Here is a 26,556-nt window from a genome sequence, read left to right as displayed (position 1 = left end):
TCCCTTACGTTTCAATACGTGTTAGATAACGACCAAGTCGTCACGGTGTACAGCAACCGGGCCATATTCGTAGCCCAACACCTGATAAATATCCTGGCTGTGTTTGCCGGCAATTTTCGCCAGATCTTTGCTGGAGTAGCGGCTAATGCCTCGGGCCAGCAGCTCACCTTGAGCGTTGAAAATCCGGGCAACCTCACCGCGCTCGAACTCACCTTTTACTTCGGTGATCCCTTTTGACAGCAAGCTACTGCCACGCTGTTGTACGGCAGCCGCCGCACCTTGGTCGATTACAATATCACCCGCTGGCGGGGGGCCGGCCAAGATCCAACGCTTACGGCTCTCGAGTGGTGATTCCAACGGCAAGAAACGCGTACCGACTGATATTCCCTGAGCCAGATCAGCAACCACATCCGGGCGGCTACCTGCTGCAATGATCACTTCGATACCAGCACGACGGGCAACATCCGCAGCCTGTAGTTTGGTTGCCATCCCACCGGTACCAAGGCCACCGACACTACCGCCGGCAATCTTGCGCAGGGTTTCATCGATAGTATGGACTTCACGGATCAGCTCCGCGTCAGGGTTGTTACGCGGATCAGCCGTGAACAAGCCTGGCTGATCAGTCAGTAGCAATAGCTTATCGGCACCAGCCAAAATGCCCACCAATGCCGACAGGTTGTCGTTGTCACCCACTTTGATTTCCGTCGTGGCAACCGCATCGTTTTCGTTAACCACCGGAATGATGCCGTTGTCCAGCAAGGCAACAATCATGTCGCGGGCATTGAGGTAGCGCTCGCGGTCATCCAGATCGGCACGGGTTAGCAGCATCTGCCCCACGTGTAGACCGTAGATACCAAACAGGCTCTCCCATTCTTGGATCAAACGACTCTGGCCAACAGCAGCCAACAACTGCTTGCTCGCCATGTTCTTGGGCAGTTCGGGGTATCCTAAATGTTCTCGGCCGGCGGCAATCGCGCCAGAAGTTACAATGATGACCTTGTGGCCCTGCCGGCGCAGTTGTGCGCACTGGCGAACCAACTCAACCATATGGGCACGATCCAGCTTTAGCGTACCGCCTGTCAACACACTGGTACCCAGCTTGACGACGATAGTCTGTGAACTGTGCCTAACCTCTTGGTTTTGAGACTCATTGTTAGAGTCTGCGGTTACCAAGTCCTTGTTTTGCTCATTTAGGATATTTGTCTCTGCCATGGGGATAAAACAAAAAGAAAAGTAGAATGATGTTGTATCAATACCCTTTATAAATCACAAGAAAAATGCGCCAATCAGGCGCATTTTTCTTCATTTAAGGTAAGGCTTGCAAATCAGGCTACGCTACCAAGCTCAGGCTCTTTGAGCACTTTTGAAGGGGATAATGTCAATTCAAACTCATCTTGCAACAAACCTTCCAATTTCGGATAAAAATCCTCTAACGTTTGCTGTACTGCCTTCTCATGTTTTGCCGGTACCGGATCCTTGATCCATTCCCCCGCATCATCATAACGGCCAAAGCCGTAGTGATACTCAAAGCCGTCATCGTTGGCTTCAATGATGAACCACCAGCCCCAGAATTCACGCTCTTCAGGTGCCTTTTTCGCACTGACACAACTTGAAAGGCAATCAAAGAAAAAATGCCCTTCGGAAGACAGAGGCTGACGCAAGTATGGTCCCAAGGCCGTCAGCTTAGTCATCAAACGCCCATGCGGCGGGAAAGTCTTTTCTGTCGTCATAATCATCTCCATCCCTAGCAATAAATTACCTAATCCATTTAAGCCGTAAACTGCTTATTTGGCAACAATTTATTTACAACATCAGCGTATTGATAACTTCCCTACTCGGCTAATTTTTCCTTCAGCCAATCAACAACCGTTGTCATGGCCCGATGATACCCATCGTGTAGCGGTTTATCCGGTAGCGTAATCGCCTTACCGCCACGGCTTGACATTGCGATCAGCTGATTATCAAACTCTGAGCAAACTGGATCGCTCTTCAAACCAATACCTAGCATTGGTACATCAATCTTACGACGGCCCACTAACCCCTGGTTCTTAAGGGACCAAGCTGGTAGGTGTGACACCAAGCTTGTCTTTGACACACCATGCTTACCAAGGCGTGAAGCTATCATATCAAGGTACATCCGCGGCATGGCATCGAGACGTTTTGGATCGGCTAGGCCACTGTGAATAATACCGCCGACACTGACGCAGGTTTTCAGGCGGGTCGGCTCAAGAAAACCTAACCTTATCGCAGCATTACCGCCGAACCGAAGACCCAGCATCGCCACCCGGGTATGATCAACCCAAGGAACATCTTTTACCTGCTGCAGCAACGCTTGGTGCAAGCGGCTGGTATCTTCAGTCAAAGACCAATGGCTACTATGACCAACTGATGGCATGTCCAACGTGATCATCGCAAAACCAGCCGGACCTAAGTATTTCTGGTAAAGGCGCAACAAATCAGACTGCAGGGTATCCAAGCCACCACTGACAATCACCGTGGGTAATAGTTTGTCAGTACAAGGCAGATGGATAAAGGCTTGGAACGTTTTGTTCTCGTATTTGACATCAATGGTACGCATCTGGTGCGGCATATTATCCATTGCATCACGGTAGGCTTGATTGGCTTGTAGTTCAGCTTGAGCAGCCAAATCATCCCCTTTCAGGTGAGGGTAGGCCGCGATACTGTAATACATACTGGCAGTAATGAGTTGCTCGGCAGCCTTTTCCTTTTCCCCTTGATCTAACAAGGCTCGTGCAGCCTTATGGTACATCCCACCTGACTGGCACCACTCATACACCCAGTTCCCAGGCTTATAGCCAATCACCGTATCAAGCAAATCGTCGCGGGTACGCGGCGCGTCACTTTTGGCAATCCGAGCCAGAATCGCTTCTAGTTCTATCGGGTCGATCCCCTGCCAAATCCATTGCGGGCGTCGCATTACCCGATACCAGCCAATTTCAGTATCACCATCCAGCGCACTGTGGATCGGGGCATCGACAACATGGGCTAATTTCACCAGGCTCGATGTCTCTTTGGAGGTTTGCCTTGGGGCAAAGAGCTTTTCGGAAAGATTAGTTTTGGACGGTTCAGACACATTCTGCTCCATATCGGTTCACACATACCTACTATGCAGGCCCGAGCACTTCCGGTCTATAGCAAAAGCACGTTAATCCGGTTCGGCCTAGGGGATGTGCTTATTGTGGTTTTATGTCTAAAGTATACCACCCAACAGATACTTACTGTATGAGCCGGCAGACAATTCCCGTGAGTTGCACAAGCGGTACTGGGGAAATACCAGGACTCAGCTATGCTTTTACTTACCTATCAGTACTTCATACGGTGGTAAGTATGCGATATGTCCTTTGTCTTTGTGCTTCGCTTTTTTTCTCTACATCAGTCCTCGCGTTTGGTAGCGGTGGTTCCCTAGGTGGTAACCCCGGAGAGGCATCCGGTGGTGTCAATGCCAAAACCCCACTTTGCCTTGATGTCACTGGCGAACGTATTCCTGACAGCTACCAAACCAAATACCAGCGCCAATGCGAGATAACCGGTAATACCATGGTTGATCTCATCAACTACAACAACTATTACCGTAATAAGCCCAATGGCGAATCCCTGTCGGATATTAGAGCCAAAGCCAGCTAAGCTCGACATAGCAGGTATAAAAAAAGGAGCCCAAGGCTCCTTTTTTACTCGCTTTAAGCGATATTATTTTTTCGCGATTGGATCAACGAAAGTCACGGCCATATCCCATGGCTGCTCGATCCAAGTTTCCTGCGGGATGTCTACCACGTAGTCATCAACCAGGTGTTTACCTGCAGGCTTCGCACATACAGTCACGAATTTTGCTTTCGGGTACATGTGACGGATCATTTCCGCTGTACCGCCAGTGTCCACCAGATCATCGATAACGATGAAACCTTCACCATCACCTTCTGCTTGCTTCAGTACTTTCATCTCACGCTGGTGATCGTGGTCGTAGCTAGAGATACATACTGTATCAACATAACGAATACCAAGTTCACGCGCCAAGATTGCAGATGGAACCAAGCCACCACGGCTAACGGCAATGATACCTTTCCACTGGTCGGCAGGAAGCAATTTCTCTGCTAGCTGGCGGGTATACATTTGCATGTTGTCCCAAGTGATGATGAACTTATTACTCATATCCGATGAACCTCTGAGTCAGCAGAAAAACTGCTGTATGTATTTATTTACTGTTATAGAAAAATAATTTTAGCAACAAATAGGGCCGCAATAACCCAAACGCTAATATTTACATCGCGACCTTTGCCACTCATCGTTTTGACGGCAGCGTAGGTGATAAAGCCAAGGCCAATACCTTCAGCGATGGAGTATGTTAACGGCATCAGTAGGCAAACTACAACTACTGGTGCTGCTTCTGTTAAGTCACGCCAGTCAACGCTAACCAAGCCAGACATCATTAGGATGGCTACGTAGAACAAAGCACCTGCTGTCGCATAGGCAGGAACCATACCTGCTAGCGGCGCAAAGAACAATGCCATTAGGAACAAAACGCCTACTGTCACCGCAGTAAGACCGGTACGGCCACCCACTGCAACACCTGATACACTCTCAACGTAAGAGGTCGTGTTCGATGTACCCAATACTGCACCAACAGAAGTAGCAGTACTGTCTGCTAGAAGCGCACGGTTTAGGCGAGGTAGCTTACCGTCTTTGTCGATCAATTCAGCTTTAGTTGCGACGCCGACCAAAGTTCCCGCCGTGTCGAACAGGTCAACAAACAAGAACGCGAACACAACTGAAATCAAACCCACTTCCAGTGCACCAGAGAAATCCATCTGCATGAAAGTCGGCGCAATGCTTGGTGGAGCTGAGACAATACCGCCGTAAGCCACTTCACCAACAAGAACACTGATTGCCGTTACCGCTAAAATCGCAATCAATACAGCCGCTTTATAACCACGGTGTACCAAGGCAATCGTTAGGAAGAAGCCTAATGACGCCATCGCTGCAGGGAAGCTAGTGAAATCACCAACTTGAACTAGCGTTGCTGGGTTGTCGACAACAATGCCAGAGCTTTGCAGGGCAATAAACGCCAGGAACAAACCAATACCCGCCGAGATCCCGATCCGGAGCGCATGGGGAATCGAGTTGATAATCCACTCACGGACGCGAAGTACGCTCAAGGCGATAAAGCACAGACCCGAAAGGAATACAGCAGCCAGTGCCACCTGCCAAGTGTGGCCCATACCCAATACAACACCGTAGGTGAAGAAGGCATTAAGGCCCATACCCGGCGCCTGAGCCACTGGGTAGTTAGCCACGAAGCCCATAATAAAACAGCCCACAACTGCAGCCAGACAGGTTGCGACAAATACCGCGCCCTGATCCATACCTGTTGCCGATAGCATAGATGGGTTTACAAAAATGATGTAAGCCATCGTCAAGAAGGTAGTCAGACCCGCTAGCAGCTCGGTACGGACATCAGTACCGTTCTCTTTGAGTTTAAAAAGTTTCTCAAGCATTGCTCTCGATTCCTTGGAGATATTAAGCAATTGATATTGGTTTATTGGATATGCCGAAGCCGGTTCTCAGTTTCCACACATCACGAACATTCAAGAAATAGAAAACGATTGCGTCTCTATTTTGGGTGGCGATTATATGCTCGATAATTGTCAATTTCCAGTAAATAACGCAATTATCATCAATCAATATCAATAACCGAATAAAAAACCGGCCACCTCAAAACAAAACAAAAATAAAGCCATAAAAAACAACAATTTGAATTTTTAACAGTAAGGTTACATTTTATTCAATTGATATTTTCCACCTATGCGCAAACGTTAATATCACCCATCAAATTGCATGAATTAACAGCTAACGAGAAATGTAATCGAATACAGCCAAAAGGCATAAAATACAGCTATAGATAACGCAGATAAGGTTGGCCAGAAAAGGCATGGTGGTAAAACAAGAGGATAAAAAAAACGCCACTCCAAATGGAAGTGGCGTCAAGAATGTAACTATAAACCGAAAAGCGGTTTTAAGAGATTCTTAAACAAAGGGGGTGAACAAAAAATTGACCACTCAGATCTGCCCGACAATGTAGAACCGGACAAACCACAGAATTAGTAACCGAACGAGCTTGGGTATTTAAAGTTACCGGTGTATACAGCGCGGTTGTTCCAAAACTTGTTTACTGATTCAAATACTTTCATTTTTATCACCTTAACTATTAAGCAATGACTACACGTAATACGTGTTTGGCCGTCTTGGCCTGACTTAAACTCGGTTCCTTGGAGGCGATATCTCGGGCTCATCCTAGAGCAAAATTTTGTGTCGTTCGTCTTCGTTCAGAAGATGGTGAAACTATAACCCAGCCGTAATAAACTTTCAAGCATTTTCTTTAACTGCGTCACACTTTTTCCTTTTTTGAGTATTTGGACACCATAAACTGTAATTAAATTACAGAATAGATCTTTATGCCTTTACTAAACCGCGACCAAAGTACAACTATTACCCCCTTGAATAATTACATCGTTACAACATATATCCGCCAAGTAATTGCCAATGGACAAAGTCAGGAAAACCCTGTCAGCCACTTCAAGATTTAGCTGTTACCGTTTCGGGCACAGTGGTATCCTTGAGGTTAACCGCGATAGTTAATTGTTCTGAAATACTTTGCAATATAGTTAATTTCTCACCAATTTATCGCTAATAACTAAAAGTTTATAAAGGAGACTGCTGTGTCAGAAATCAGTCAACTGTCACCTCAACCTGTGTGGCAATTCTTCGATCAGATCTGCTCTATCCCTCACCCTTCCAAGCATGAAGAAGCGCTAGCCCAGCACATTATCCAGTTCGCTCAAGGTGAAGGCCTTGAAGTGCGCCGTGATGCTGTGGGCAACGTCTTCATCAAAAAACCAGCAACACCAGGTATGGAAGATCGCAAGGGTGTTGTTCTTCAGGCGCACATCGACATGGTGCCGCAGAAGAATGAAGATACCGACCATGATTTCCTGACCGATGCTATCCAGCCTTACATCGATGGCGAATGGGTAACCGCAAAAGGAACAACCCTGGGTGCCGACAACGGCATGGGTATGGCAGCATGTCTTGCTGTGTTGGCTTCGAAAGAGGTTGAGCACGGCCCACTTGAAGTACTACTGACCATTGACGAAGAAGCCGGTATGACAGGCGCCTTCGGCCTTGAAGAAGGCTGGCTGGAAGGTGATATCCTGCTGAACACCGACTCTGAGCAAGAGGGTGAAGTCTACATGGGCTGCGCCGGTGGTGTAGACGGCTCATTGGTACTGGACATCCAGCGCGAAGCAACGCCTGCCGATTTCCAAGCTGTTAAGCTAGTTGTTAAAGGCCTGAAAGGCGGCCACTCTGGCTGTGATATCCACACAGGCCGTGGCAATGCCAATAAAATCCTAGGTCGCTTCCTGTTCGGTCACGCCGAAGAGTTAGGCCTACGCCTGACCTCCCTGACTGGCGGTAGCCTACGCAACGCTATCCCACGAGAGGCAAGCGCGGTTGTTGCCCTGCCTGCTGCAAACGTTGATAAGCTAAACGAGCTATTCGCTTACTACCAAGAACTGCTTGTGGCTGAGCTTGGCCGTGTCGAAACTGACATCAACCTATTTACCGAAGCCGCAGAACAACCTGCAGACGTTCTAGTCACTGCTGACCAGCAGCGTTTCATCAACATGCTGAACGCAACACCAAACGGTGTGATCCGCATGAGCGATGATATCGAAGGTGTGGTTGAAACCTCACTGAACGTTGGTGTGATCACCACTGAAGCTGACAAAATTACAGTACTGTGCCTGATACGCTCATTGATCGACTCTGGCCGCAGCAATGTTGAAGGTATGCTAAAAGCAGTTGCTTCACTTGCTGGCGCAAACTGCGAGTTCTCTGGCACCTACCCGGGCTGGAAACCAGATGCTGATTCTGAAGTCATGCACCTGTTCCGCGAAACGTACGAGAGCATCTACGGCCGTGTACCGAACATCATGGTTATCCACGCCGGCCTTGAGTGTGGCCTATTCAAGAAGCCATACCCGAACATGGATATGATTTCTTTCGGTCCGACCATCAAGTTCCCGCACTCGCCAGACGAGAAAGTTCAGATCGAAACCGTTGCCCTATTCTGGGAGCAAATGGTCGCTATCCTGAAGAATATTCCGGTAAAGGGTTAATTTCCCTTAACCTAGTATGACAAAAGCAGGCTCCGGCCTGCTTTTTTGATCGCGAAATCGGTCCTGGGTCCTGGGTCCTGGGTCCTGGGTCCTGGGTCCTGGGTCCTGGGTCCTGGGTCCTGGGTCCTGCAAGCAGCTTTCGTTTATCGCTGTGATACGTCAAAATCTTGCTTCTACTTTTCGCTTTTCCAAGGTTCTGCTCTTCCGAGGGCCTCGTTCCCGCTTTTCCTAGGACCCGCTATCAAAACAACGACAACTGCTGCGCCCTTGCCCCTAGCTCAAGCCCGACACTGATACCAATAAGGCGGATCTCCCTGTCTTGCTGGCGGGTCAGGGCTTCCTTGAGCAGCCCTTCGAACTGGGATTTATCTAATTTAGGCTGAGTATGCTCCACCGTGGTTTGCTGGAAGTCGGCAAACTTCACCTTCACGCCTTGCTTGGCAATGTTGAGCTCGGGGCGTACGCGTTTAAGACGCTTTTCCAACTCAGGAAACAGGCGCTCTATCACCTCCCAGCATTGCTCGTAAGTACTGATATTCTGCGAGAAGGTACGTTCTACCCCGACTGACTTGCGCTCGCGCTCAACCACGACCTCTCGCTCGTCAATACCATGGGCACGGGACCATAGTGACTGGCCAAACTTGCCGAACTGCTGCAACAGCAAATGCCTGTCGTACTGTTGGACATCTTTGCCAACATACAAACCTTTGTCGTGCAATTTCTGGATAGTGACCTTGCCAACACCGGGGATCTTCTCGAGTTTCAGGTCTGCTACAAAATCAGGGATCTGATCCGGCGTCACCACATATTGGCCATCTGGCTTGTTAAGATCCGAGGCAATCTTGGCGATGAACTTAACCGGCGCAATGCCTGCGGAGGCTGTCAGGTTCAACTCTTCCCGAATAGCGCGGCGGATATCTTCGGCGATCAAGGTCGCCGAGCCATGGCAAAGTTCACAATCGGTGACATCGAGGTAGGCTTCATCAAGGGAAAGCGGTTCGATCTTATCGGTATAGCGCTGGAAGATTTCGCGGATCTGAGTCGAGACTTCTTTGTAAACGCTCATGCGGCCAGAGACTAGGGTCAGGTGGGGACAAAGCTGCATCGCCCTTCCCGTCGGCATCGCCGAGCGCACTCCATACTTACGCGCCAGATAGTTACAGGTACTGATCACCCCACGCTGCTCTGAACGCCCACCGATTGCGATAGGGATATCACGCAGATCAGGGTTATCGCGCATCTCTACTGCCGCAAAAAAACAATCCATATCGACATGGATGATCTTTTTCTGGGCCTTGGTAGGCTGTTGGGAAGACAGAGACATTCGTGGGGCTACCTGATTACTGTTTTTTTATACAGTAACATTATAGAGGCTACTGCAGGTACTGTGAAGCCCAACAAAAAGCCCGGCATTGCGTGCCGGGCTTGGAGTTCAGTTAGCAAGTGCTCGCTGATCAGATAATTTGGTTTTTCTTCCATTCTGCTGCACGGGCTTCACGCGCTTCACGTTTCAGGCGGGCATCACATGGCTCAGGGCAGTCACACTCTTTGGCAATGCCGATACCGTCAAGACCACCGCAGCTACCGCTTACGCTTTTACGCTGGAAGATGTAGCCAACAGCCATCGCAGTGATGACCAGCAAAAACACAGCAAAGGTAGTTAAATAGATAACCATTTTTCAATCTCTACTTTTGATTCATATAAGGGGCAAAAGCGTCAGAGATATACTCCTTGAAGCCTTGCTCTGTTTTCACAACCAACAACAATGGAATTTGCTCTTGGTTGGCCAATGCCAGTGCCTTCTCCTCGCCCATCACTGAAAACGCTGTCGCCAACGCATCTGACGTCATGCTTGATGGGTGTAGCACTGTTACCGATACCACATGGTTGGAAATCGGCATACCGCTGTTTGGATCAATCAGGTGTGAGTATCGCACACCGTCTTCTTCGAAGTAATTACGGTAATCACCCGATGTTGCCACGGCCATGTCACCCGGTTCAATCACTTCCTGAATAGCACGGCTACCGTCTTCGGTAGGCTTTTCAATCGCGATGCGCCAAGGCACACCCTCAAGGTTATTACCTTTCAGGCTTAGCTCACCACCGATCTCAACCAGGTAGTCAGCGACACCTAGATCATCAAAGTAATCGGCGACTACGTCAACCCCAAATCCCTTGGCAATCGAGGACAGATCCACATACAGATCCGGGATATCTTTGATCAGGCTGTTGCCTTCTACGCTCAAGTGGTGAATACCCACTACCTTGCGGCGCTCGGCCAGCTCTTGCTCGGTCGGTGTTTTCTCAGGGCGCGCTTCCGGGCCGAAGCTCCACAAGTTCACAATCGGACCTACCGTCACATCCAAAGCGCCGTCGGTCAATTTTGCCAAGCGGATTGCCTCAGTTACTACCTTGGCAGTGTCTGCCGACACTTCAAACGGCTCACTCGAGCGCGACTGGTTAAATTGGCTGAGCTCGGAATGCTTACGGTAAGTCGACATCTGGTCGTTAACCAGTTCCAGTCGACGGTCAATTTCTGCCTGTATATCCGTGGCAGGCGGTAAGCCTTCCTGCTTAATCAACTTAATTGAATAGTAGGTTCCCATGGTCGAACCGTTCAGGTGGATCATCTCACGCTGATCGCTACAGGCCGACAGGGTAATAACCATCGCAAGCATCAGCAGTGCGCGGTGCAGTAACGTCTTCATCCAACTACTCCCCAAATGAAAGACAGTCATTGTTATTTGTTATGGGTAAGCGCCAAGTATAAAAACCTTAGCTTACATACCGTTATTATGCGCTTATTACGAAAAAAGGCTGACCCCGGTTGGGATCAGCCAGTTTTTCAGTGTGCGGCTAATTAGCCACCGAAGTCATCCAGTAGGATGTTTTCGTCTTCAACACCAAGATCTTTCAGCATGCCGATAACAGCTGCGTTCATCATTGGTGGACCACACATGTAGTACTCACAATCTTCTGGCGCTTCGTGATCTTTCAAGTAGTTCTCGTAGATCACGTTGTGGATGAAGCCTGTGTAACCATCCCAGTTATCTTCTGGTAGTGGATCAGACAGGGCTACGTGCCACTCGAAGTTCTCGTTGTCAGCCGCTAGCGTATCGAAATCTTCAATGTAGAACATTTCACGCTTAGAACGCGCACCGTACCAGTAAGTCATCTTACGCTTAGATTTCAGGCGTAGAAGCTGGTCGAAGATGTGCGAACGCATAGGAGCCATACCTGCACCACCACCGATGAATACCATTTCGTTGTCAGTTTCTTTCGCGAAGAACTCACCGAATGGACCAGAGATAGTACAAGTGTCACCAGCCTTCAGAGACCAGATGTAAGATGACATTACGCCAGGTGGTACATCTGGGTTGTTAGGCGGCGGCGTTGCAATACGTACGTTCAGCTTGATCAAGCCTTTCTCTTCTGGGTATGACGCCATAGAGTATGCACGGATTGAGTGCTCTTTCACGATAGACTCGTAGCGGAACAGGTTGAACTTGTCCCAGTCTTCACGGTATTCCTCAGGAATATCGAAGTCAGAGTACTTAATGTGATGAGGTTCAGCTTCGATCTGGATGTAACCACCCGCACGGAAAGGAACTTCTTCACCTTCAGGGATCTTAAGCACAAGCTCTTTGATGAAGGTTGCTTCGTTATCGTTAGAGATAACAGTACATTCCCACTTCTTAACACCGAAGATTTCTTCTGGAAGCTCGATGTCCATGTCAGATTTCACGTTAACCTGACACGCTAGACGCTCGCCTTCACGTGCTTCACCTTTAGTGATGTGGTCAAGCTCAGTCGGTAGGATATCACCACCACCAGACTTAACTTTAACGCGGCACTGGCCACAAGAGCCACCGCCACCACAAGCAGATGAAACGAAGATGCCGCTTGCTGAAAGTGCATTAAGCAGTTTGCTACCGGCAGCGGTTGTAATCGCTTTTTCCGGATCGCCATTTACTGAGATAGTAATGTCACCTGATGGTACCAGCTTAGATTTAGCGAATAGGATCACTAGAACTAGAGCCAGGATAATCAGGGTGAACATGACTACGCCAAGAATAATATCCATTGATTATTCCTTTTATCCTGATTACAGCTGAACGCCGGAGAAGGACATGAAGCCCAACGCCATAAGGCCAACGGTGATGAATGTAATACCTAGGCCACGTAGACCTGGAGGTACGTCTGAGTACTTCATCTTCTCACGGATACCCGCAAGAGCAACGATTGCTAGCATCCAACCGATACCAGAACCAAGACCGTAAACTACAGATTCAGCGAAGTTATAATCACGCTGTACCATGAATGATACACCACCGAAGATCGCACAGTTTACTGTGATCAATGGTAGGAAAATACCTAGCGCGTTGTATAGCGGCGGGAAGAAGCGGTCCAGAACCATTTCCAGGATCTGTACCAGTGCCGCGATAACACCGATGAACGTAATAAAGTTCAGGAAGCTAAGGTCAACGCCTGAAACAATGGCGCCGTCTTTTAGCAGTAGGTTGTAGATCAGGTTGTTCACAGGAACAGCGATCGTTAGTACAACGATTACCGCTACACCCAGACCGAAAGAAGTTTTAACTTTTTTCGATACGGCTAGGAATGTACACATACCTAGGAAGAACGACAGTGCCAAGTTCTCGATAAAGATCGAACGAACTAGAAGGCTTAGATAATGTTCCATGTTCCCCTTACTCCTTCGCTTCGACTTGTTCTGGACGGATGATACGGATAGCCCAGATCATGAAACCAATCAGGAAGAACGCTGATGGTGCTAGGATCATCATACCGTTTGGCTGGTACCAACCACCGTCAGACACTAGCGGCAGGATTTCCACGCCGAATAGTTTGCCTGAACCGAATAGTTCACGGAAGAAAGCTACAGTGATAAGTACGAAGCCGTAACCAAGACCGTTACCGATACCGTCAACAAGTGATGGTAGAGGCTCAGACTTCATTGCGTATGCTTCAGCACGACCCATAACGATACAGTTCGTGATGATCAGACCAACGAATACAGAAAGCTGCTTAGAAATATCGTAAACAAACGCTTTTAGTACCTGGTCAACCACGATTACCAACGATGCGATGATCGCCATCTGTACGATGATACGTACGCTGTTTGGAATGTGGTTACGGATCAGGGATACGAACAAGTTAGAGAATGCACAAACGAATGTTACCGCTAGGGTCATTACGAATGCTGTCTCTAGTTTGGTAGTTACTGCAAGCGCAGAACATACACCAAGAATCTGAAGCGCGATCGGGTTGTTGTCGATAAACGGCGCGAACAGAATCTTCTTCATTTCTTTAGAATCAGCCATTGTTTAGGCCTCCTTCACGAACTTTAGCCAGGAATGGACCAAAGCCCATGTCACCCAACCAGAAGTCGAAGGTGTGCTGAACACCATTTGCAGTCAGGGTTGCACCAGACAGACCATCTACACCGTGGATGTCACCCTCAGGTGCACCGCCTTTAACGACGCGGATAGCTGGCTTGTTGTTGCTGTCGAACAGTTCTTTACCAACAAACTGTGCACGCCAGTTCGGGTTCTCGATCTCACCACCAAGTCCAGGAGTTTCACCCTGCTCGTAGTAAGTGATACCCGCAAGCGTGTTGCCGTCAGTTTCTACTGCGATGAATGCGTACATCATTGACCATAGACCACCACCGTGTACCGGTAGGATCAGCTTGTCGACGTTGTCGTTCGCATCTTTCACTAGGTAAACTGTTGCAACGTTGGCACGACGGATGATCTTCGCTAGGTCTTGGTCACCTGATAGGCGGATAGACTGCGCTGGATCTTTCGCTGCGTCACGCTGGCTGTAGTCAGATGCAGTTGCACCTTCTTCAGTCTGCTCAATGAACTCACCGGTTTCCAAGTCAACAAGCATAGGCTGGATGAATTGGTCGTAAGCTTCAGTGATGTTGGTGCCGTCTTGCAGAAGGCCCGCTACTGAAAGGATATTGCGCTGAACGTCAAGTACAGCATTCTTCTGCTGCAGTGGACGCAGAGCAACCGCTGCTGCTGATACCACGATTGAGCACACTAGGCTCAGTGCGATAACAACAATTAGCGTCTTTTTAATGCTATCGTTATTACTTGACATGACGAGCTAGTCTCCGCTTGATGTTGCCCTGAACTACTAGGTTGTCAAATAGAGGTGCGAATAGGTTAGCAAATAGGATTGCTAGCATCATACCTTCTGGGTACGCAGGGTTAACCACACGAACCATAACAGCCATTGCACCGATTAGTGCGCCGTACCACCACTTACCTTTATTGGTAAATGCAGCAGACACAGGGTCGGTAGCCATGAACATCATACCGAATGCGAAGCCACCTAGAACTAGGTGCCAGTGCCATGGCATGCTGAACATTGCGTTAGTGTCAGAACCGATAATGTTGAATAGCGTCGCTGTCGCGATCATACCGATCATAGTACCCGCGATGATGCGCCATGAAGCGATGCCCATGAACACGATCATTGCGCCACCAAGGATGATAGCCAGAGTCGAAACTTCACCGATAGAACCAGGGATACGACCGATGAACGCGTCCATCCAGCTAACAGCATCGCCAGTTACAGTGTTCATCACTGCAGCCTGACCGCCGTGTGCCCACTGGCTTAGTGCTGTTGCACCAGAGAAGCCATCTGCCGCTGTCCATACTAGATCGCCAGAGATCTGAGCTGGGTATGCGAAGAATAGGAACGCACGACCTGCCAAAGCAGGGTTCAGGAAGTTACGGCCAGTACCACCGAAGATTTCTTTAGCAACTACAACACCGAAGGTAATACCTAGTGCTGCCTGCCAAAGCGGTAGTGTTGGCGGTACGATCAGTGCGAAAAGGATAGAAGTTACAAAGAAACCTTCGTTAACTTCGTGCTTACGCACCATACAGAATAGGACTTCCCAGAAACCACCTACCGCAAATACTACTGCGTAAATAGGTAGGAAGTAGGTCGCACCCAGTAGCATTTTGCTACCCCAGCCAGCGTCTGCTGACATAGTGCCGCCTAGCATTTCTGTTAGCCAGTAGTGCCAGTCGCCAGCAATGATAGTTGCTAGCTGCTCACCCACGTACATGTGGTTAAGCGCTGTAATAGCCTGGTGGCCTGTGTTGTACATACCCCAGAACATTGCTGGGAAGACCGCGAACCACACCATGATCATGATGCGCTTCAGGTCAACGCTGTCACGTACGTGCGCGCTTGTACGGGTTACCTGGCCCGGTGTGTACATCAAAGTTGCAAACGCTTCGTAAAGCGCAAACCATCTTTCATGCTTACCACCTGGCTCAAAGTGGTGTTCAACCTGCTCGAGTAAATTCTTGAGGCTCATGAATTACCCTTCCTTCTCAATTGTGTCCAGGCACTGACGTAGCATAGGACCAAATTCATACTTACCTGGGCATACGAACGTACATAGTGCTAGATCTTCTTCATCTAGCTCTAGTGCGCCTAGCTGCTGAGCGCTGTCTACGTCACCTGCACACAGGTCACGAAGAAGCAGAGTCGGCTCGATATCAAGCGGCATTACTTTTTCGTAGTTACCGATTGGCACCATCGCACGCTCAGAACCGTTCGTCGTCGTGGTCATGTTGAATAGCTGACCTGGGAAGAACTGGCTTAGGAAAGAGCGAGTCACTGAGAATTTGTTTTTGCCTGGCGCGATCCAGCCCATGAATTCTTTTTCACGGCCTTCGCGAAGGGCAGAAATCTGCAGATGGTAGCGACCTAGGTATGCGTGAGGACCCGCAGCGTTAACACCGTTCAGTACTGAACCAGAAAGGATACGCAGTTCGCCCGGCATCATTTCAGAATCAGTGATCTGCTCGATAGACGCACCGATTTGGGTACGAACTAGGCGAGGGTTGTTAACAACAGGACCAGCCAGAGAAACCACACGGTCAGTGTATAGCTCACCAGTCAGGAACAATTTACCGAATGCGATAACGTCCTGGTAGTTGATGTGCCACGCCACGTTTTCGATGCTTGCACCGAACAACGTGTGGATGTGAGTACCCACTAGACCCGCAGGGTGCGGACCGTTGAATACATGCTCTTCCACATTGGCTTCACTGCAGCGAGGTAGACTTGCACCAGACTTACATACCAATACTTTACCGCTTGTTAGGCGTGACAATACTGTCAGACCTGCAGTAAACGCATCGCTCTGCTCGTTGATAACAACTTCTGGGTTAGCTGCTAGAGGGTTAGTGTCGATAGCAGTTACAAAGATAGCCTGGGTTTCAGCGTCGATCGCAGGGACCTTGCTGAAAGGACGCGTACGAAGCGCTGTCCACATACCAGACTCAACTAGCTGGTCTACCAGTACAGAACGCTCAAGTTGAGCAATCTGGCCAGCATCGTAGCTGTTGAATGTAATCTGCTCGTCGCCTTCTACATCAATCACAACGGACTGTAGAACACGCTTTGCACCACGATTGATTTCTGCAACCTTGCCGCTGGCTGGAGCAGTGAACTTAACGCCAGGGTTCTTCTTGTCTTCAAAAAGAACCTGACCTTTTTTCACTACATCCCCTACGCGGATATGCATTGTAGGACGCATACCAACATATTCTTCGCCAAGCAAGGCGACACGTGTGATGGCCTTGCCATCATTTATCGCCTGGGCAGGAGTCCCTGAAATTGGGATATCCAGACCCTTTTTTATTGTAATCATACGCACTTGCACTACATTAACGGGAAAAAATTATTTTCTATTGCGCAATATTAGACACGACTTTCCTTCGTCCGAAGCCGGCTTGATCCGCTACCAGCAACGCAACATCCTATTCACTTACCTGTCACACATTCGGCGACGAGTAATTTTGAGGCCGGAATTTTAGCACTATTTGGTTGGAATTTACCATGGCAAACAGCGCTAATCGGGCTGAAAATCGACTAACTCTTTAAACGCAATATCTTTGTTGGGTAATATTTTTGAACTGACACACAAAAGTGATAATCATCTGGAATTATCATTTTTTTCTCATCGGCACCAGTAAGTTAATAAAAAACCAACAATTACCATACAGTCACAACAATGGGGCAAAAAGCCCCATTATTATATGTTTCAATTATGTCGCCATGTTAATCGCTGTTAACAACTTAGCGCCACGCCACTATCGGTAGAAAGCGCTTTTCCACCATAGGGTCTATTAAAAATCGTAAGTTTCTACCATCGGCTGGGACTTACCGCTTGCAGTTAACCGCAGCAATACCCCTTTCGGTACTCGAGTTCTTCTTGATGGCAGCATTTTGCTTTACGCCACCAGCCCCAAGTATAGACACCGGAGCCAAAATGGCAGGCCTAACCTGAGGTACTCAATCGATATACCGCAGGTTGCCATCCCAATCATAGGCCGTATCTCTGCAATAGTACGAAATCGGAATGAGAAATAATGCCGTAAGTCTCAAAAATCTGGATAAAAAAACCGCAAACTTTGCGGTTTGTTATACAGATTCAGCTGACAGTCAGCCCAATTTGCTGCCACCCCGGCAGGCTGGTGAAGCCGGTGCGCCGTCTTGCTGACCCTGCCATTCGGCTTCGGTATAGGTGTGAATAGCCAATGCGTGGATATGGTTAGCCAATTCATCCGCCAGGGCGCCATTAACGGCACGGTGACGGCCAATCAGGCGCATACCTTCAAATTGCTCACTGACAACAATGACTTTGAAGTGACTTTCCGAGCCTTCAGGGACATTGTGCATGTAACTCTCGTTGATCACTTCGAGGTGAAGGGGGGCGAACGCTTGCTGTAATTTCTCTTCTATACGTTCCTGGATCATGGTTTACCTTCTCCGACGGTAAAATCATCCCTGCCGCCGTTAGAAAAATTGGCGGTAGCGATAAATACCCAATAAAGACTGACATAAAATTGGTTTTAAGTAGTGGCTGGTTTTGCGAAAATACCAACCAATGAGTAAACATACCGTAAAGTAACCGTTAATGAAACCAGAGCTAAACCTTCACGAGCGAACGCTGACCCTTCAGCGTTACCCAGTAAGGAAAAATGAAACCCTGCAGGCATGGGACGCGGCAGACGAGTACCTGATCAACCACGTCAAAGAGGCTGATATTACCCTCGATCCGGCACGCCCTATCCTTATCCTAAACGACAGTTTCGGGGCGCTGAGCTGCTGGTTTGCCAACGACGGCAAGGTAACGACGGTTACTGATTCATTTATTGCCAAACAAGCTTGCCTTGCCAACCTCACTGATAACCAACTACCTGAAGTCAATATCGTTGATTGCCTAGCTGAGCTGCCGCAAGACCCACAGCTAGTATTGATGAAGCTGCCAAAAAACAACCGCTTGCTGGTTTGGCAACTGCAGCAACTTTGCCAACTATTACCTGCTGACTGCACCGTTATTGCTGCCGCCAAAGCGCGTGATATCCACACTTCGACCTTAAAGCTGTTCGAAAAGCATCTTGGCGAGACCAAAACCTCTTTGGCAGTTAAAAAAGCCAGATTGGTTTTCTGCCAGGCTAACCCTGGACTGGCACAGCCACTACCTGCCCCGCAGCAATGGGATGTCCCTGAACATAGCATCACCTTGAAAAACCACGCCAACGTGTTTTCAAGTGATAGCTTGGATATTGGTGCCCGCCTCCTTCTAGAGCACATCCCTAGCGGCAGCCAATACCAAGACATTATCGACCTTGGTTGTGGTAACGGCGTGATTGGAATTAAGGCTGCCCGTCTCAACCCGCAGGCCAATGTGGTATGCGTCGACGAAAGTTATATGGCTGCAGCATCAGCAATGATGAATGCCGAGCTAAACCTAGACAATCCGTCACAGCTTACCGCCAAGGTAAACAACTGCCTTGATGGCTTCCCTGCCCAGAGTACGGATATGGTCTTGTGTAACCCTCCATTCCACCAGCAAGCGGCCATTACCGACCATATCGCATGGCAAATGTTCTGTGATGCCAAGCATGTCTTGCGCCCAAGTGGCAAACTGATTGTGATTGGCAACCGCCACCTGGGCTATGGCGGAAAGCTAAAACGTCTGTTTGGCAATGTCACCGTCATTGCCCAAAATAACAAATTTGTCGTTTATCAATCAGATAAGTAAATTACAATATCATTTTTAACTGGGAGCTTGCGCAGCCCCCGCTTTTACCCAAGGATAGAATGACTATGAAGAAGCTTCTTGTTGCTGCCTCTGTACTGGCCTTGACGGCCTGCTCATCCCCGTCTGAGCCCCAACTCACCATTAATCCCGAGCCTGTGATTGCCTCGCAACCTATGGTGCACGGCAAAAGCGTGAATCTGGACAGCCGCGATCTTCGTACTGCCCAGTTTATCGCAGTTGTCGACAGCGGCCGTGAGAATGTCCAGCCACTGCACAGCAATGAAAACCTGCGTACAACATTGGAAAGTGCTCTTTCCCGCCAGTTGACCTCGCAGGGTTACACCCTATCCGAAGACAGCGATGGCACATTGCGCCTAGACATCCTTGAAGCGATGGTCAATGTTAAACACAGCGTAATGAGCCACGACCTAAGCAGCAAACTGCAATTGCAGCTTGTGGTAGAAACACCAAAAGGGAAATTCGTCAAACGCTACTCAGGCAAATCTTCCCGTAACGGCGCAATGAGTGCGTCAGTCGATGATATGGAACTGGCAATGAACAATTTGATCACTGCCGTGCTTAAAGACATCTATGCTGATCCAGAGTTGAACGCTTATATGCAGGAGAACCTATAATGCGTCGTTTGCTATCGACCCTACTATTTTGTTTAGCGCTACCAGTTAGTGCTGCAACCCAAGTGTCTGTTACTACCAACCTGGGTGAATTTGTGATTGAGCTAGAGCAGGATAAAGCGCCAGTCTCAAGTGAAAACTTTTTGCGCTATGTCGAAGATGGCAGCTATGAAGGCACGATTTTCCACCGTGTGATCCCGGGCTTCATGGCTCAGGGTGGTGGTTTTGATAAAGATCTGAAGCGTCGTTCAAGCTATGACCCAATCAAGAACGAATCCACCAATGGCTTGAGCAATGCCAAGGCAACAGTCGCAATGGCGCGTACCCAAGCACCAGACTCGGCGACCCGCCAGTTTTACATCAACTACCAGAACAACACCTTCCTTGACGCCCAAGGTAGCCGTCCTGGCTATGCGGTATTTGGTAAAGTTGTGAGCGGCTTCCCAGTTATTGAAAAAATGGCTGAAATTCCTACTACAACTATCCGCTCTATGGGTATGAAAGATGTTCCCGAGCAGCCTATAGTTATTGAGAGTGTCAAAATTATTAAAAATTAGACACAAGTTAATGTCACCTGATCATTAGCTTGTGATCAGGTGACGACCATGCTCAAACTTGTCTCATCCCAACCGGATACTTCGGCTGAGTTGATCAGCCAACACATTGCCGACCATGCACCGGCCATCGCCCTGAGTGTACTGGGTACTATCAATGGCAGTGTCAACTATGACTCCATGAAGATCACTGTCACTGAACACCTCAATGATTGGTGGGAATTATCCGTCCCTTCAGGCTCGCCCGACAACCATTACGAATCAACATACTGGTACCTGATCCATCTACTTGAATCATTAGAAGAGCACGAGTTACTAGGCAACAACTTCATGCAGTACAAGGTGTCTTCTGCCGCCCAGTTCTTGCTTGGTATCGGTGAACGACAGGAAAAAATGCAGGGGATCCGGCCATAGCACGGCAAGGCTTACTCATATCTCCCCTGTATCACCTCCCACTGCTTTGTTTCTGCCATAAATAAGTTTCATACTTTGCCACCACCTTTTACTGTATTTTTACTTAATTACTCGGTAGCTTGCAGGCATACCCTACCTGCTTGGGGTTATACTACTGGCTGCTTAATCAGAACGACCTGAGGGATCCATGGAGCAATCGATTGAAAATGAAAAACTTGGCTGGCGAGTTTATCTAGAGAAAAAAGTCCTCATCATGTTGGCACTGGGCTTTTCGTCCGGCCTGCCGCTGCTGCTGGTATTCGGTACCTTGTCTTTCTGGCTCCGCGAAGCCGATGTCAGCCGCACCGATATTGGTTTCTTTAGCTGGGTTGCGCTGGCGTATGGTTTCAAATGGGTCTGGTCCCCGCTCATTGACCGCTTCCCTATCCCCATCTTATCTTCATTGCTGGGCCGCCGGCGCGGCTGGATGGTGTTCTCGCAACTACTGATCATCGCTTCCCTTGTTGGTATGGCTGTCAGTAACCCGCAGGGCGATTTGGTCCAGCTGGCCATTTTTGCTGTCATCGTGGCTTTCTCATCAGCCTCGCAAGATATTGTTATCGACGCCTACCGGATTGAATTAGCTTCTGAGCGGCTACAAGCGGCATTAGCTGCTGCTTACATGACAGGTTACCGCTTGGCCATGATCATGGCAGGTGCCGGTGCGCTGGCCTTTGCAGCCTGGTTTGGCTCCAACACCGGCTACGATCCAGAAGGCTGGAAATATGCCTACTTCATCATGGCAAGTTTGATGGGGGTTGGCTTGGTTACTGCCCTTTGCATCCATGAGCCGACTATTGACAGCTCAGAAATCGATAATGTCGAGCAAACCTACCGCCAGCAACTGATCGATAATGGCACATCCCCTCGTACTGCACGCCTTATGGCTTGGTTCTATACCGCTGCAGTCATGCCATTCAAAGATTTCTTCGACCGTTATGGTAAGCAAGCCTTGCTGATTCTGGCATTGATCGGATGCTATAGGATTTCTGATGTAGTCATGGGGGTGATGGCAAACGCTTTTTACGTTGATATGGGCTTTACCAAAACCGAAGTGGCCTCGGTATCGAAAATCTATGGTGTGATCATGACGCTGCTAGGGGCTGGCCTTGGCGGGATTCTTGTCAGCAAGTACTCAACCATGCGTATTCTTGCCTTGGGGGCAGTGCTCGCGGCTATCACTAATATGGCCTTCATGGTCTTTAGCTATATCGGTAACAGCCTACCGATGCTGACTTTGGTCATTTCGCTCGATAACCTCAGTGCCGGTATCGCAACAGCCGCTTTCATTACCTTTATGTCTAGCCTGACCAATGTTGCATTTTCTGCAACACAGTACGCATTATTCAGCTCCATCATGTTGCTGTTCCCGAAATTCATTGCCGGATTCTCGGGCCTTTATGTCGACATGTTTGGATATAATATCTTTTTCTTCACCACAGCCCTGATCGGCCTGCCGGTTCTAGGACTGATTTATATCGTCAATAAACACTCAGACACACTGGCTACAGAGAATAGTTAGCAACAATAATTCGCTTACAGCCCAAAAAAACACGTTAAAAAGGAAGTATTCTGTTGAGTATGAATACTTCCTTTTTGATTTATCCATCTTTCCATGCTGTAAATAGATAGCAAACCAGCGCTTAGAGTGCGCCCTTCACACTTAGTTCAGAAAAATTACCATCAAATGCACAAAAAATACGCTAAAGATCACTTTTTGCCATAAATGTAATGGATTACAGTCGATCGAGATCACATTTAGCAAAGGATTGCGCAATCGTTACATTCACAAAGGTGACATAAAGCAATAAACTCTCCGCCAACAGAACACGGGCAGACAAAAGTCCGGTCTTAAAACACAATTAGCGAGAGTTCACCCCATGCGTAAATCACTAGTAGCACTAAGCGTTCTAGCTGCTTCTGCTGTTCCAGCAGTTAATGCGGCAGATTACTCTGACGACATCCACAAAAATGACTACAGCTGGTCTCAGTTCAACCTGATGATGGCTGTTGACGAACTACCAGGCAAATCTACCCACGATTACCTAGAAATGGAATTCGGCGGTCGTTCAGGTATCTTCGATCTTTACGGTTACGTTGACGTTTTCAACCTAACTGGTGATTCAAGCAGTGACAAAGCTGACTCTGATGCAAAAATCTTCATGAAGTTTGCACCGCGTATGTCTCTTGATGCTGTAACAGGTAAAGATCTGTCTTTCGGTCCAGTTCAAGAGCTTTATATTGCAACTGAGTTGACTTGGGATGGCAACACAACTAACGCTGATAAAGATACTTTCGGCGGCAACAACTACAAAGTAGGTCTAGGTTCTGACGTAATGGTGCCTTGGTTCGGTAAAATGGGTCTAAACCTATACGGAACTTACGACATGAACGCTAAGGACTGGAATGGTTTCCAGATCTCTACCAACTGGTTCAAGCCTTTCTACTTCTTCGACAACGGTTCATTCATCTCATACCAGGGTTACATCGACTACCAGTTTGGTATGGATGATGACAAAGAAGGTGCATCTTCACACGGTGGTGCAATGTTCAACGGCCTATACTGGCACACTGACCGCTACTCTGTGGGTTACGGCCTGAAAGCGTATAATGACGTTTACGGTATCAAAGATTCAAGCGGCTTCAAGTCAAGCGGCGTTAGCCACTACTTCAGCGTTGGCTACAAGTTCTAATACTGAACTTGCCAATGGCGATAAAAAAGCACCTTCGGGTGCTTTTTTGTGGCTACAGCCTTCCACTCATCCCTCCCTCTCAAAACTAAGATAGAAATTACTTTCGAGACACGCAGTCTTTGTTGTTCATTTTTGGCACATTTTTCCAGTATCCAGATTTTCATACGCAAGATCCTTGCCGCAGTTGTAAGACAACCTCCCAGCCATAAACCGTTCCGCTAGCCTTTAATTAGCACTGGACTACGCCAGACAACATGGCAACCCAGTGCTCATAGGCAATGGCAAATGGCTAGCGAGACATTATCATGTATAAAAACCTAACCGCTTTGAGTATCAGCACCGCACTGATGCTACCGGCAACAAGCTTTGCTATCGACTATTCAGATGATATCCGCAAAAACGACTATAAATGGATAACATTTAACCTGATGCAGAGTATCGACAATAAAATCCCTTTTGGATTTCAAGACGACACCTACTTTGAAATGGAATTTGGCGGCCGCTCTGGGTGGCTCGACGTTTATGGCTACCTTGATGTGTTTGACATCTTCAACTCCAGCACTTCAGACAGAAACAAACCGCAGGGCAGCGATGATTTCGCTGACAACTTTTTCTTCAAATTTGCCCCCCGTTTGTCAATCGATGGCATGACCAAAAAAGATCTCTCCTTTGGCCCCGTACAAGAACTGTACATAGCAACGGTAACCAATGTTGGGGATAATGCCTTGTTTGAGCATTACATTGGACCTGGCTCAGATATCAATGTGCCTTGGTTTGGTAAGATGGGCTTCAACGCCTATGCCCGCTACGTACGAGAAAACTTTGGGGCAGCAAATGAAGGTAAGTGGGATGGGTACATGGTGTCGACCAACTGGTTCAAACCCTGGTACACCTTTGCAAGTGGTCATTTTGTCACCTACCAAGGTTATCTAGACTACAAGTTTGGCGCATCTAAGATAACAGATGACCCAAACCGAAGTACTACGTCACTTGAATGGTTCAATGGTATCTATTATCACACGCCTCAATGGGCCTTCGGTTACGGTCTTAAATATTACGATAACATGGCCCTATTTAAGGATGGTGGAATTGCTGGTGAGACAACAGGCTTTGGCCACTATTTTTCGGCTAACTATAAATTCTAACCCCAGCAAATACCTACTCAACCTCCGCTCAAGGAAGAGTGGAACACTCCCAGACCTTCAGCCATAAATGTTATCATCGCGATATTGAAACGAAACACGGAAGCACGTTGTGAACATTTCCATTATAGGGGCTGGTGCCGTTGGCAGGTTATGGGGCTGTAAACTGGCCGCTCAACACACAGTTCACTTTTGGACCCGTGATAATTGCCAACAGATGGCAATTCACTTATCGGGTACAGAAGCGACAGATTCCATCACGCAAGAAACCAGCTTTCAGTTTGACGCTAACCAACCTGCTTTACTGGCTAATAGTGAGTTAGTACTCGTCACTGTCAAAGCCTTTCAGGTAGAAGCCGCTATCCTAGCGATCAAAGCGCACCTAAATCCAGACACCGCTGTCGTTATCATGCACAACGGTATGGGAAGCCAACAAACGGTATTGGAGCTGCTACCAGATAATCCAATCATATACGCAACTACTGCGCAGGCTGCATTTCGCCCTAGTGAAAAAGACGTCCGTCATACCGGCCTTGGCCCCACTTTGCTTGGCGGCATCAACCCTCAGGCTGCCGAATACCAAGCTCTGGGGCAACTATTCGACAATGCCCTGCCCCCTTGCCAATGGCAAGACGACATTAACCTTCCGCTATGGCGCAAGCTGGCGATCAACTGCGCCATCAATCCGTTGACCGCTTTGCACAACTGCAAAAATGGTGAGTTGGCCCAAAGTAAATTCAACAATGAACTCACCGGAATTTGCTTGGAAGTTGCCGAGGTAATGAGCGCTGAAGGGTATCTTGTGACTGGGGCTGAGCTAAGACAGCAGGTCGATACGGTGATAAATGCAACAGCTGGCAACCTTTCGTCGATGAATCAGGACATTTGCCATAAAAGGCAAACCGAAATCGACTATATTAGCGGATATCTCATTGCCCGGGCGGCAACGCACAACATCAGCGTCCCTCACAACCAAAGTCTGTGGCAAGCTATAAAAGATTTGGAGAAACAATACCATGACCAATGACAGCATTAACCAGAAGCCGATCACGGTCGTCGTGTGCATCGCACCTGGCACCGAAGAAATGGAAGCCGTCACGACTGTTGATATGCTGGTCCGCGCCGGCTTTTCTGTCACCACCGCTAGTGTGGCCTCGGACGGTGCCTTGATCATGGAAGGCTCACGTGGAATCAAACTGGTGGCAGATACCGCCTTGGTAAATATTGCCGACGAACCTTTCAACTGCGTGGTGCTTCCTGGTGGGGTTGGCGGTGCGGAGTGCTTCCGCGATAGCCCATTACTGATAGAGTTCGTCAAACAGCACAAATACGATGGCAAGTTGATTGCTGCAATCTGCGCCGCTCCTGCAGTGGTACTTGAGCACCACCACTTGTATCCAGAAGCGCTGATGACCTCACACCCAAGCTTCCATGACCATATCCCAGCAGAACGCCTTCGCACCAAGCGTGTGGTTTACGATATCAACAACCACCTACTGACCAGCCAAGGCCCGGGTACCGCAATGGAATTTGCCTTCGAGATCATCAACCACCTTGCTGGCAAAGAAAAAGCTGCCGAAGTCGCTGAACCAATGGTGGTGTGGCCGAATATGCATTACACCGTTTTACCAAGGAAATAATGCCGAGGAAGTAGCCCCCAAAAAACAAAAAACGAGAGCAAATGCTCTCGTTTTGGGTCCTGGGTCCTGGGTCCTGGGTCCTGGGTCCTGGGTCCTGGGTCCTGGGTCCTGGGTCCTGGGTCCTGGGTCCTGGGTCCTGGGT

General features: G+C 48.5%; 26 protein-coding genes. 11 read left to right on the top strand and 15 right to left on the bottom strand.

What is annotated here, in order from left to right:
• Positions 1–21 precede the first annotated feature (21 nt).
• The 3 genes from proB to frsA all read right to left on the bottom strand — a co-directional run bounded on the left by proB (position 22) and on the right by frsA (position 3,094).
• Complete coding sequence (proB, locus tag C9J01_RS16595; protein WP_158264553.1) at positions 22–1,212, bottom strand: glutamate 5-kinase; 1,191 nt, start codon at positions 1,210–1,212, stop codon at positions 22–24.
• A gap of 113 nt (positions 1,213–1,325) precedes the next feature.
• Positions 1,326–1,730, bottom strand: a complete 405-nt coding sequence (gene crl / locus C9J01_RS16590) for a sigma factor-binding protein Crl (protein ID WP_107299256.1) — start codon at positions 1,728–1,730, stop codon at positions 1,326–1,328.
• 101 nt (positions 1,731–1,831) lie between these two features.
• Positions 1,832–3,094, bottom strand: a complete 1,263-nt coding sequence (gene frsA / locus C9J01_RS16585) for an esterase FrsA (protein ID WP_107299392.1) — start codon at positions 3,092–3,094, stop codon at positions 1,832–1,834.
• 254 nt (positions 3,095–3,348) lie between these two features.
• Between frsA and C9J01_RS16580 the strand changes: the two genes are divergently transcribed.
• On the top strand, positions 3,349–3,645 hold the full coding sequence (locus C9J01_RS16580; protein ID WP_107299255.1) for a hypothetical protein: 297 nt from the start codon (positions 3,349–3,351) through the stop codon (positions 3,643–3,645).
• A 63-nt stretch (positions 3,646–3,708) separates the two neighbouring features.
• On the opposite strand, the gene gpt is transcribed toward C9J01_RS16580, so the two are convergent.
• Both gpt and C9J01_RS16570 read right to left on the bottom strand, forming a co-directional pair.
• Positions 3,709–4,167, bottom strand: a complete 459-nt coding sequence (gene gpt / locus C9J01_RS16575) for a xanthine phosphoribosyltransferase (RefSeq protein WP_107299254.1) — start codon at positions 4,165–4,167, stop codon at positions 3,709–3,711.
• Positions 4,168–4,220: 53 nt separating this feature from the next.
• On the bottom strand, positions 4,221–5,510 hold the full coding sequence (locus C9J01_RS16570) for an NCS2 family permease (RefSeq protein ID WP_107299253.1): 1,290 nt from the start codon (positions 5,508–5,510) through the stop codon (positions 4,221–4,223).
• Positions 5,511–6,731: 1,221 nt separating this feature from the next.
• Between C9J01_RS16570 and C9J01_RS16565 the strand changes: the two genes are divergently transcribed.
• Positions 6,732–8,192, top strand: coding sequence for an aminoacyl-histidine dipeptidase (locus C9J01_RS16565; protein WP_107299252.1), 1,461 nt, complete (start codon positions 6,732–6,734; stop codon positions 8,190–8,192).
• A 241-nt stretch (positions 8,193–8,433) separates the two neighbouring features.
• On the opposite strand, the gene dinB is transcribed toward C9J01_RS16565, so the two are convergent.
• The 10 genes from dinB to bolA form a co-directional block, all read right to left on the bottom strand.
• Positions 8,434–9,516, bottom strand: a complete 1,083-nt coding sequence (dinB, locus tag C9J01_RS16560; protein WP_107299251.1) for a DNA polymerase IV — start codon at positions 9,514–9,516, stop codon at positions 8,434–8,436.
• A gap of 130 nt (positions 9,517–9,646) precedes the next feature.
• The gene (nqrM, locus tag C9J01_RS16555) at positions 9,647–9,868 is read right to left on the bottom strand and encodes a (Na+)-NQR maturation NqrM (protein WP_107299250.1); all 222 of its coding nucleotides are present in this window, start codon (positions 9,866–9,868) and stop codon (positions 9,647–9,649) included.
• Between the two features lie 10 nt (positions 9,869–9,878).
• Complete coding sequence (locus C9J01_RS16550) at positions 9,879–10,889, bottom strand: FAD:protein FMN transferase (RefSeq protein WP_419687203.1); 1,011 nt, start codon at positions 10,887–10,889, stop codon at positions 9,879–9,881.
• A gap of 164 nt (positions 10,890–11,053) precedes the next feature.
• Positions 11,054–12,277, bottom strand: coding sequence for an NADH:ubiquinone reductase (Na(+)-transporting) subunit F (gene nqrF / locus C9J01_RS16545; RefSeq protein WP_107299248.1), 1,224 nt, complete (start codon positions 12,275–12,277; stop codon positions 11,054–11,056).
• A gap of 21 nt (positions 12,278–12,298) precedes the next feature.
• The gene (nqrE, locus tag C9J01_RS16540; protein ID WP_039460611.1) at positions 12,299–12,895 is read right to left on the bottom strand and encodes an NADH:ubiquinone reductase (Na(+)-transporting) subunit E; all 597 of its coding nucleotides are present in this window, start codon (positions 12,893–12,895) and stop codon (positions 12,299–12,301) included.
• A 7-nt stretch (positions 12,896–12,902) separates the two neighbouring features.
• Complete coding sequence (locus C9J01_RS16535; RefSeq protein WP_107299247.1) at positions 12,903–13,535, bottom strand: NADH:ubiquinone reductase (Na(+)-transporting) subunit D; 633 nt, start codon at positions 13,533–13,535, stop codon at positions 12,903–12,905.
• The gene (locus C9J01_RS16530; protein ID WP_107299246.1) at positions 13,528–14,322 is read right to left on the bottom strand and encodes a Na(+)-translocating NADH-quinone reductase subunit C; all 795 of its coding nucleotides are present in this window, start codon (positions 14,320–14,322) and stop codon (positions 13,528–13,530) included. The genes C9J01_RS16535 and C9J01_RS16530 overlap by 8 nt, the downstream gene beginning before the upstream one ends.
• Complete coding sequence (locus C9J01_RS16525) at positions 14,312–15,556, bottom strand: NADH:ubiquinone reductase (Na(+)-transporting) subunit B (protein WP_107299245.1); 1,245 nt, start codon at positions 15,554–15,556, stop codon at positions 14,312–14,314. The genes C9J01_RS16530 and C9J01_RS16525 overlap by 11 nt, the downstream gene beginning before the upstream one ends.
• A 3-nt stretch (positions 15,557–15,559) precedes the next feature.
• Positions 15,560–16,900 (bottom strand): Na(+)-translocating NADH-quinone reductase subunit A, encoded by a 1,341-nt coding sequence (locus C9J01_RS16520; protein ID WP_107299244.1) that lies wholly within the window; start codon positions 16,898–16,900, stop codon positions 15,560–15,562.
• Positions 16,901–17,694: 794 nt separating this feature from the next.
• Complete coding sequence (gene bolA, locus C9J01_RS16515) at positions 17,695–18,009, bottom strand: transcriptional regulator BolA (protein WP_107299243.1); 315 nt, start codon at positions 18,007–18,009, stop codon at positions 17,695–17,697.
• A 160-nt stretch (positions 18,010–18,169) separates the two neighbouring features.
• On the opposite strand from bolA, the gene C9J01_RS16510 reads away from it, so the two are divergent.
• From C9J01_RS16510 to yajL, 9 genes are all read left to right on the top strand, one after another.
• Positions 18,170–19,300, top strand: coding sequence for a methyltransferase (locus tag C9J01_RS16510; protein ID WP_107299242.1), 1,131 nt, complete (start codon positions 18,170–18,172; stop codon positions 19,298–19,300).
• Positions 19,301–19,365: 65 nt separating this feature from the next.
• Entirely contained in the window at positions 19,366–19,935 is a 570-nt protein-coding gene (locus C9J01_RS16505) for a YajG family lipoprotein (protein WP_107299241.1), read from the top strand.
• Positions 19,935–20,489 (top strand): peptidylprolyl isomerase, encoded by a 555-nt coding sequence (locus tag C9J01_RS16500; RefSeq protein WP_107299240.1) that lies wholly within the window; start codon positions 19,935–19,937, stop codon positions 20,487–20,489. Before C9J01_RS16505 ends, C9J01_RS16500 begins: the two co-directional genes overlap by 1 nt.
• A gap of 48 nt (positions 20,490–20,537) precedes the next feature.
• Complete coding sequence (locus tag C9J01_RS16495) at positions 20,538–20,900, top strand: hypothetical protein (RefSeq protein WP_107299239.1); 363 nt, start codon at positions 20,538–20,540, stop codon at positions 20,898–20,900.
• Between the two features lie 187 nt (positions 20,901–21,087).
• Positions 21,088–22,461: an AmpG family muropeptide MFS transporter gene (locus C9J01_RS16490; protein WP_107299238.1), complete on the top strand. Its 1,374-nt coding sequence runs from the start codon at positions 21,088–21,090 to the stop codon at positions 22,459–22,461.
• A gap of 358 nt (positions 22,462–22,819) precedes the next feature.
• Entirely contained in the window at positions 22,820–23,632 is an 813-nt protein-coding gene (locus tag C9J01_RS16485; protein ID WP_107299237.1) for a nucleoside-specific channel-forming Tsx family protein, read from the top strand.
• A 305-nt stretch (positions 23,633–23,937) separates the two neighbouring features.
• Complete coding sequence (locus tag C9J01_RS16480; protein WP_107299236.1) at positions 23,938–24,777, top strand: nucleoside-specific channel-forming Tsx family protein; 840 nt, start codon at positions 23,938–23,940, stop codon at positions 24,775–24,777.
• A gap of 109 nt (positions 24,778–24,886) precedes the next feature.
• Positions 24,887–25,801, top strand: a complete 915-nt coding sequence (gene panE / locus C9J01_RS16475) for a 2-dehydropantoate 2-reductase (protein WP_107299235.1) — start codon at positions 24,887–24,889, stop codon at positions 25,799–25,801.
• On the top strand, positions 25,791–26,414 hold the full coding sequence (yajL, locus tag C9J01_RS16470) for a protein deglycase YajL (protein ID WP_107299234.1): 624 nt from the start codon (positions 25,791–25,793) through the stop codon (positions 26,412–26,414). Before panE ends, yajL begins: the two co-directional genes overlap by 11 nt.
• The last annotated feature ends 142 nt before the right edge of the window (positions 26,415–26,556 follow it).

This window comes from Photobacterium rosenbergii (genome assembly GCF_003026455.1).
GTDB classification, from domain to species: Bacteria; Pseudomonadota; Gammaproteobacteria; order Enterobacterales; family Vibrionaceae; genus Photobacterium; species Photobacterium rosenbergii.
The sequence above is the reverse complement of the archived record's forward strand: the minus strand, read 5'-3'. Positions and strand labels throughout refer to the sequence as shown.

Coding starts and splice junctions, on each gene's coding strand:
- C9J01_RS16500 (WP_107299240.1), top strand. CDS start 19,935: ATGCGTCGTTTGCTATCGACCCTACTATTTTGTTTAGCGCTACCAGTT.
- gpt (WP_107299254.1), bottom strand. CDS start 4,167: ATGAGTAATAAGTTCATCATCACTTGGGACAACATGCAAATGTATACC.
- crl (WP_107299256.1), bottom strand. CDS start 1,730: ATGACGACAGAAAAGACTTTCCCGCCGCATGGGCGTTTGATGACTAAG.
- nqrF (WP_107299248.1), bottom strand. CDS start 12,277: ATGGATATTATTCTTGGCGTAGTCATGTTCACCCTGATTATCCTGGCT.
- C9J01_RS16505 (WP_107299241.1), top strand. CDS start 19,366: ATGAAGAAGCTTCTTGTTGCTGCCTCTGTACTGGCCTTGACGGCCTGC.
- C9J01_RS16535 (WP_107299247.1), bottom strand. CDS start 13,535: ATGGCTGATTCTAAAGAAATGAAGAAGATTCTGTTCGCGCCGTTTATC.
- C9J01_RS16495 (WP_107299239.1), top strand. CDS start 20,538: ATGCTCAAACTTGTCTCATCCCAACCGGATACTTCGGCTGAGTTGATC.
- C9J01_RS16480 (WP_107299236.1), top strand. CDS start 23,938: ATGTATAAAAACCTAACCGCTTTGAGTATCAGCACCGCACTGATGCTA.
- nqrE (WP_039460611.1), bottom strand. CDS start 12,895: ATGGAACATTATCTAAGCCTTCTAGTTCGTTCGATCTTTATCGAGAAC.
- C9J01_RS16570 (WP_107299253.1), bottom strand. CDS start 5,510: ATGCTTGAGAAACTTTTTAAACTCAAAGAGAACGGTACTGATGTCCGT.
- yajL (WP_107299234.1), top strand. CDS start 25,791: ATGACCAATGACAGCATTAACCAGAAGCCGATCACGGTCGTCGTGTGC.
- C9J01_RS16525 (WP_107299245.1), bottom strand. CDS start 15,556: ATGAGCCTCAAGAATTTACTCGAGCAGGTTGAACACCACTTTGAGCCA.
- C9J01_RS16530 (WP_107299246.1), bottom strand. CDS start 14,322: ATGTCAAGTAATAACGATAGCATTAAAAAGACGCTAATTGTTGTTATC.
- C9J01_RS16580 (WP_107299255.1), top strand. CDS start 3,349: ATGCGATATGTCCTTTGTCTTTGTGCTTCGCTTTTTTTCTCTACATCA.
- C9J01_RS16490 (WP_107299238.1), top strand. CDS start 21,088: ATGGAGCAATCGATTGAAAATGAAAAACTTGGCTGGCGAGTTTATCTA.
- C9J01_RS16485 (WP_107299237.1), top strand. CDS start 22,820: ATGCGTAAATCACTAGTAGCACTAAGCGTTCTAGCTGCTTCTGCTGTT.
- dinB (WP_107299251.1), bottom strand. CDS start 9,516: ATGTCTCTGTCTTCCCAACAGCCTACCAAGGCCCAGAAAAAGATCATC.
- C9J01_RS16520 (WP_107299244.1), bottom strand. CDS start 16,900: ATGATTACAATAAAAAAGGGTCTGGATATCCCAATTTCAGGGACTCCT.
- proB (WP_158264553.1), bottom strand. CDS start 1,212: ATGGCAGAGACAAATATCCTAAATGAGCAAAACAAGGACTTGGTAACC.
- nqrM (WP_107299250.1), bottom strand. CDS start 9,868: ATGGTTATCTATTTAACTACCTTTGCTGTGTTTTTGCTGGTCATCACT.
- bolA (WP_107299243.1), bottom strand. CDS start 18,009: ATGATCCAGGAACGTATAGAAGAGAAATTACAGCAAGCGTTCGCCCCC.
- C9J01_RS16510 (WP_107299242.1), top strand. CDS start 18,170: ATGAAACCAGAGCTAAACCTTCACGAGCGAACGCTGACCCTTCAGCGT.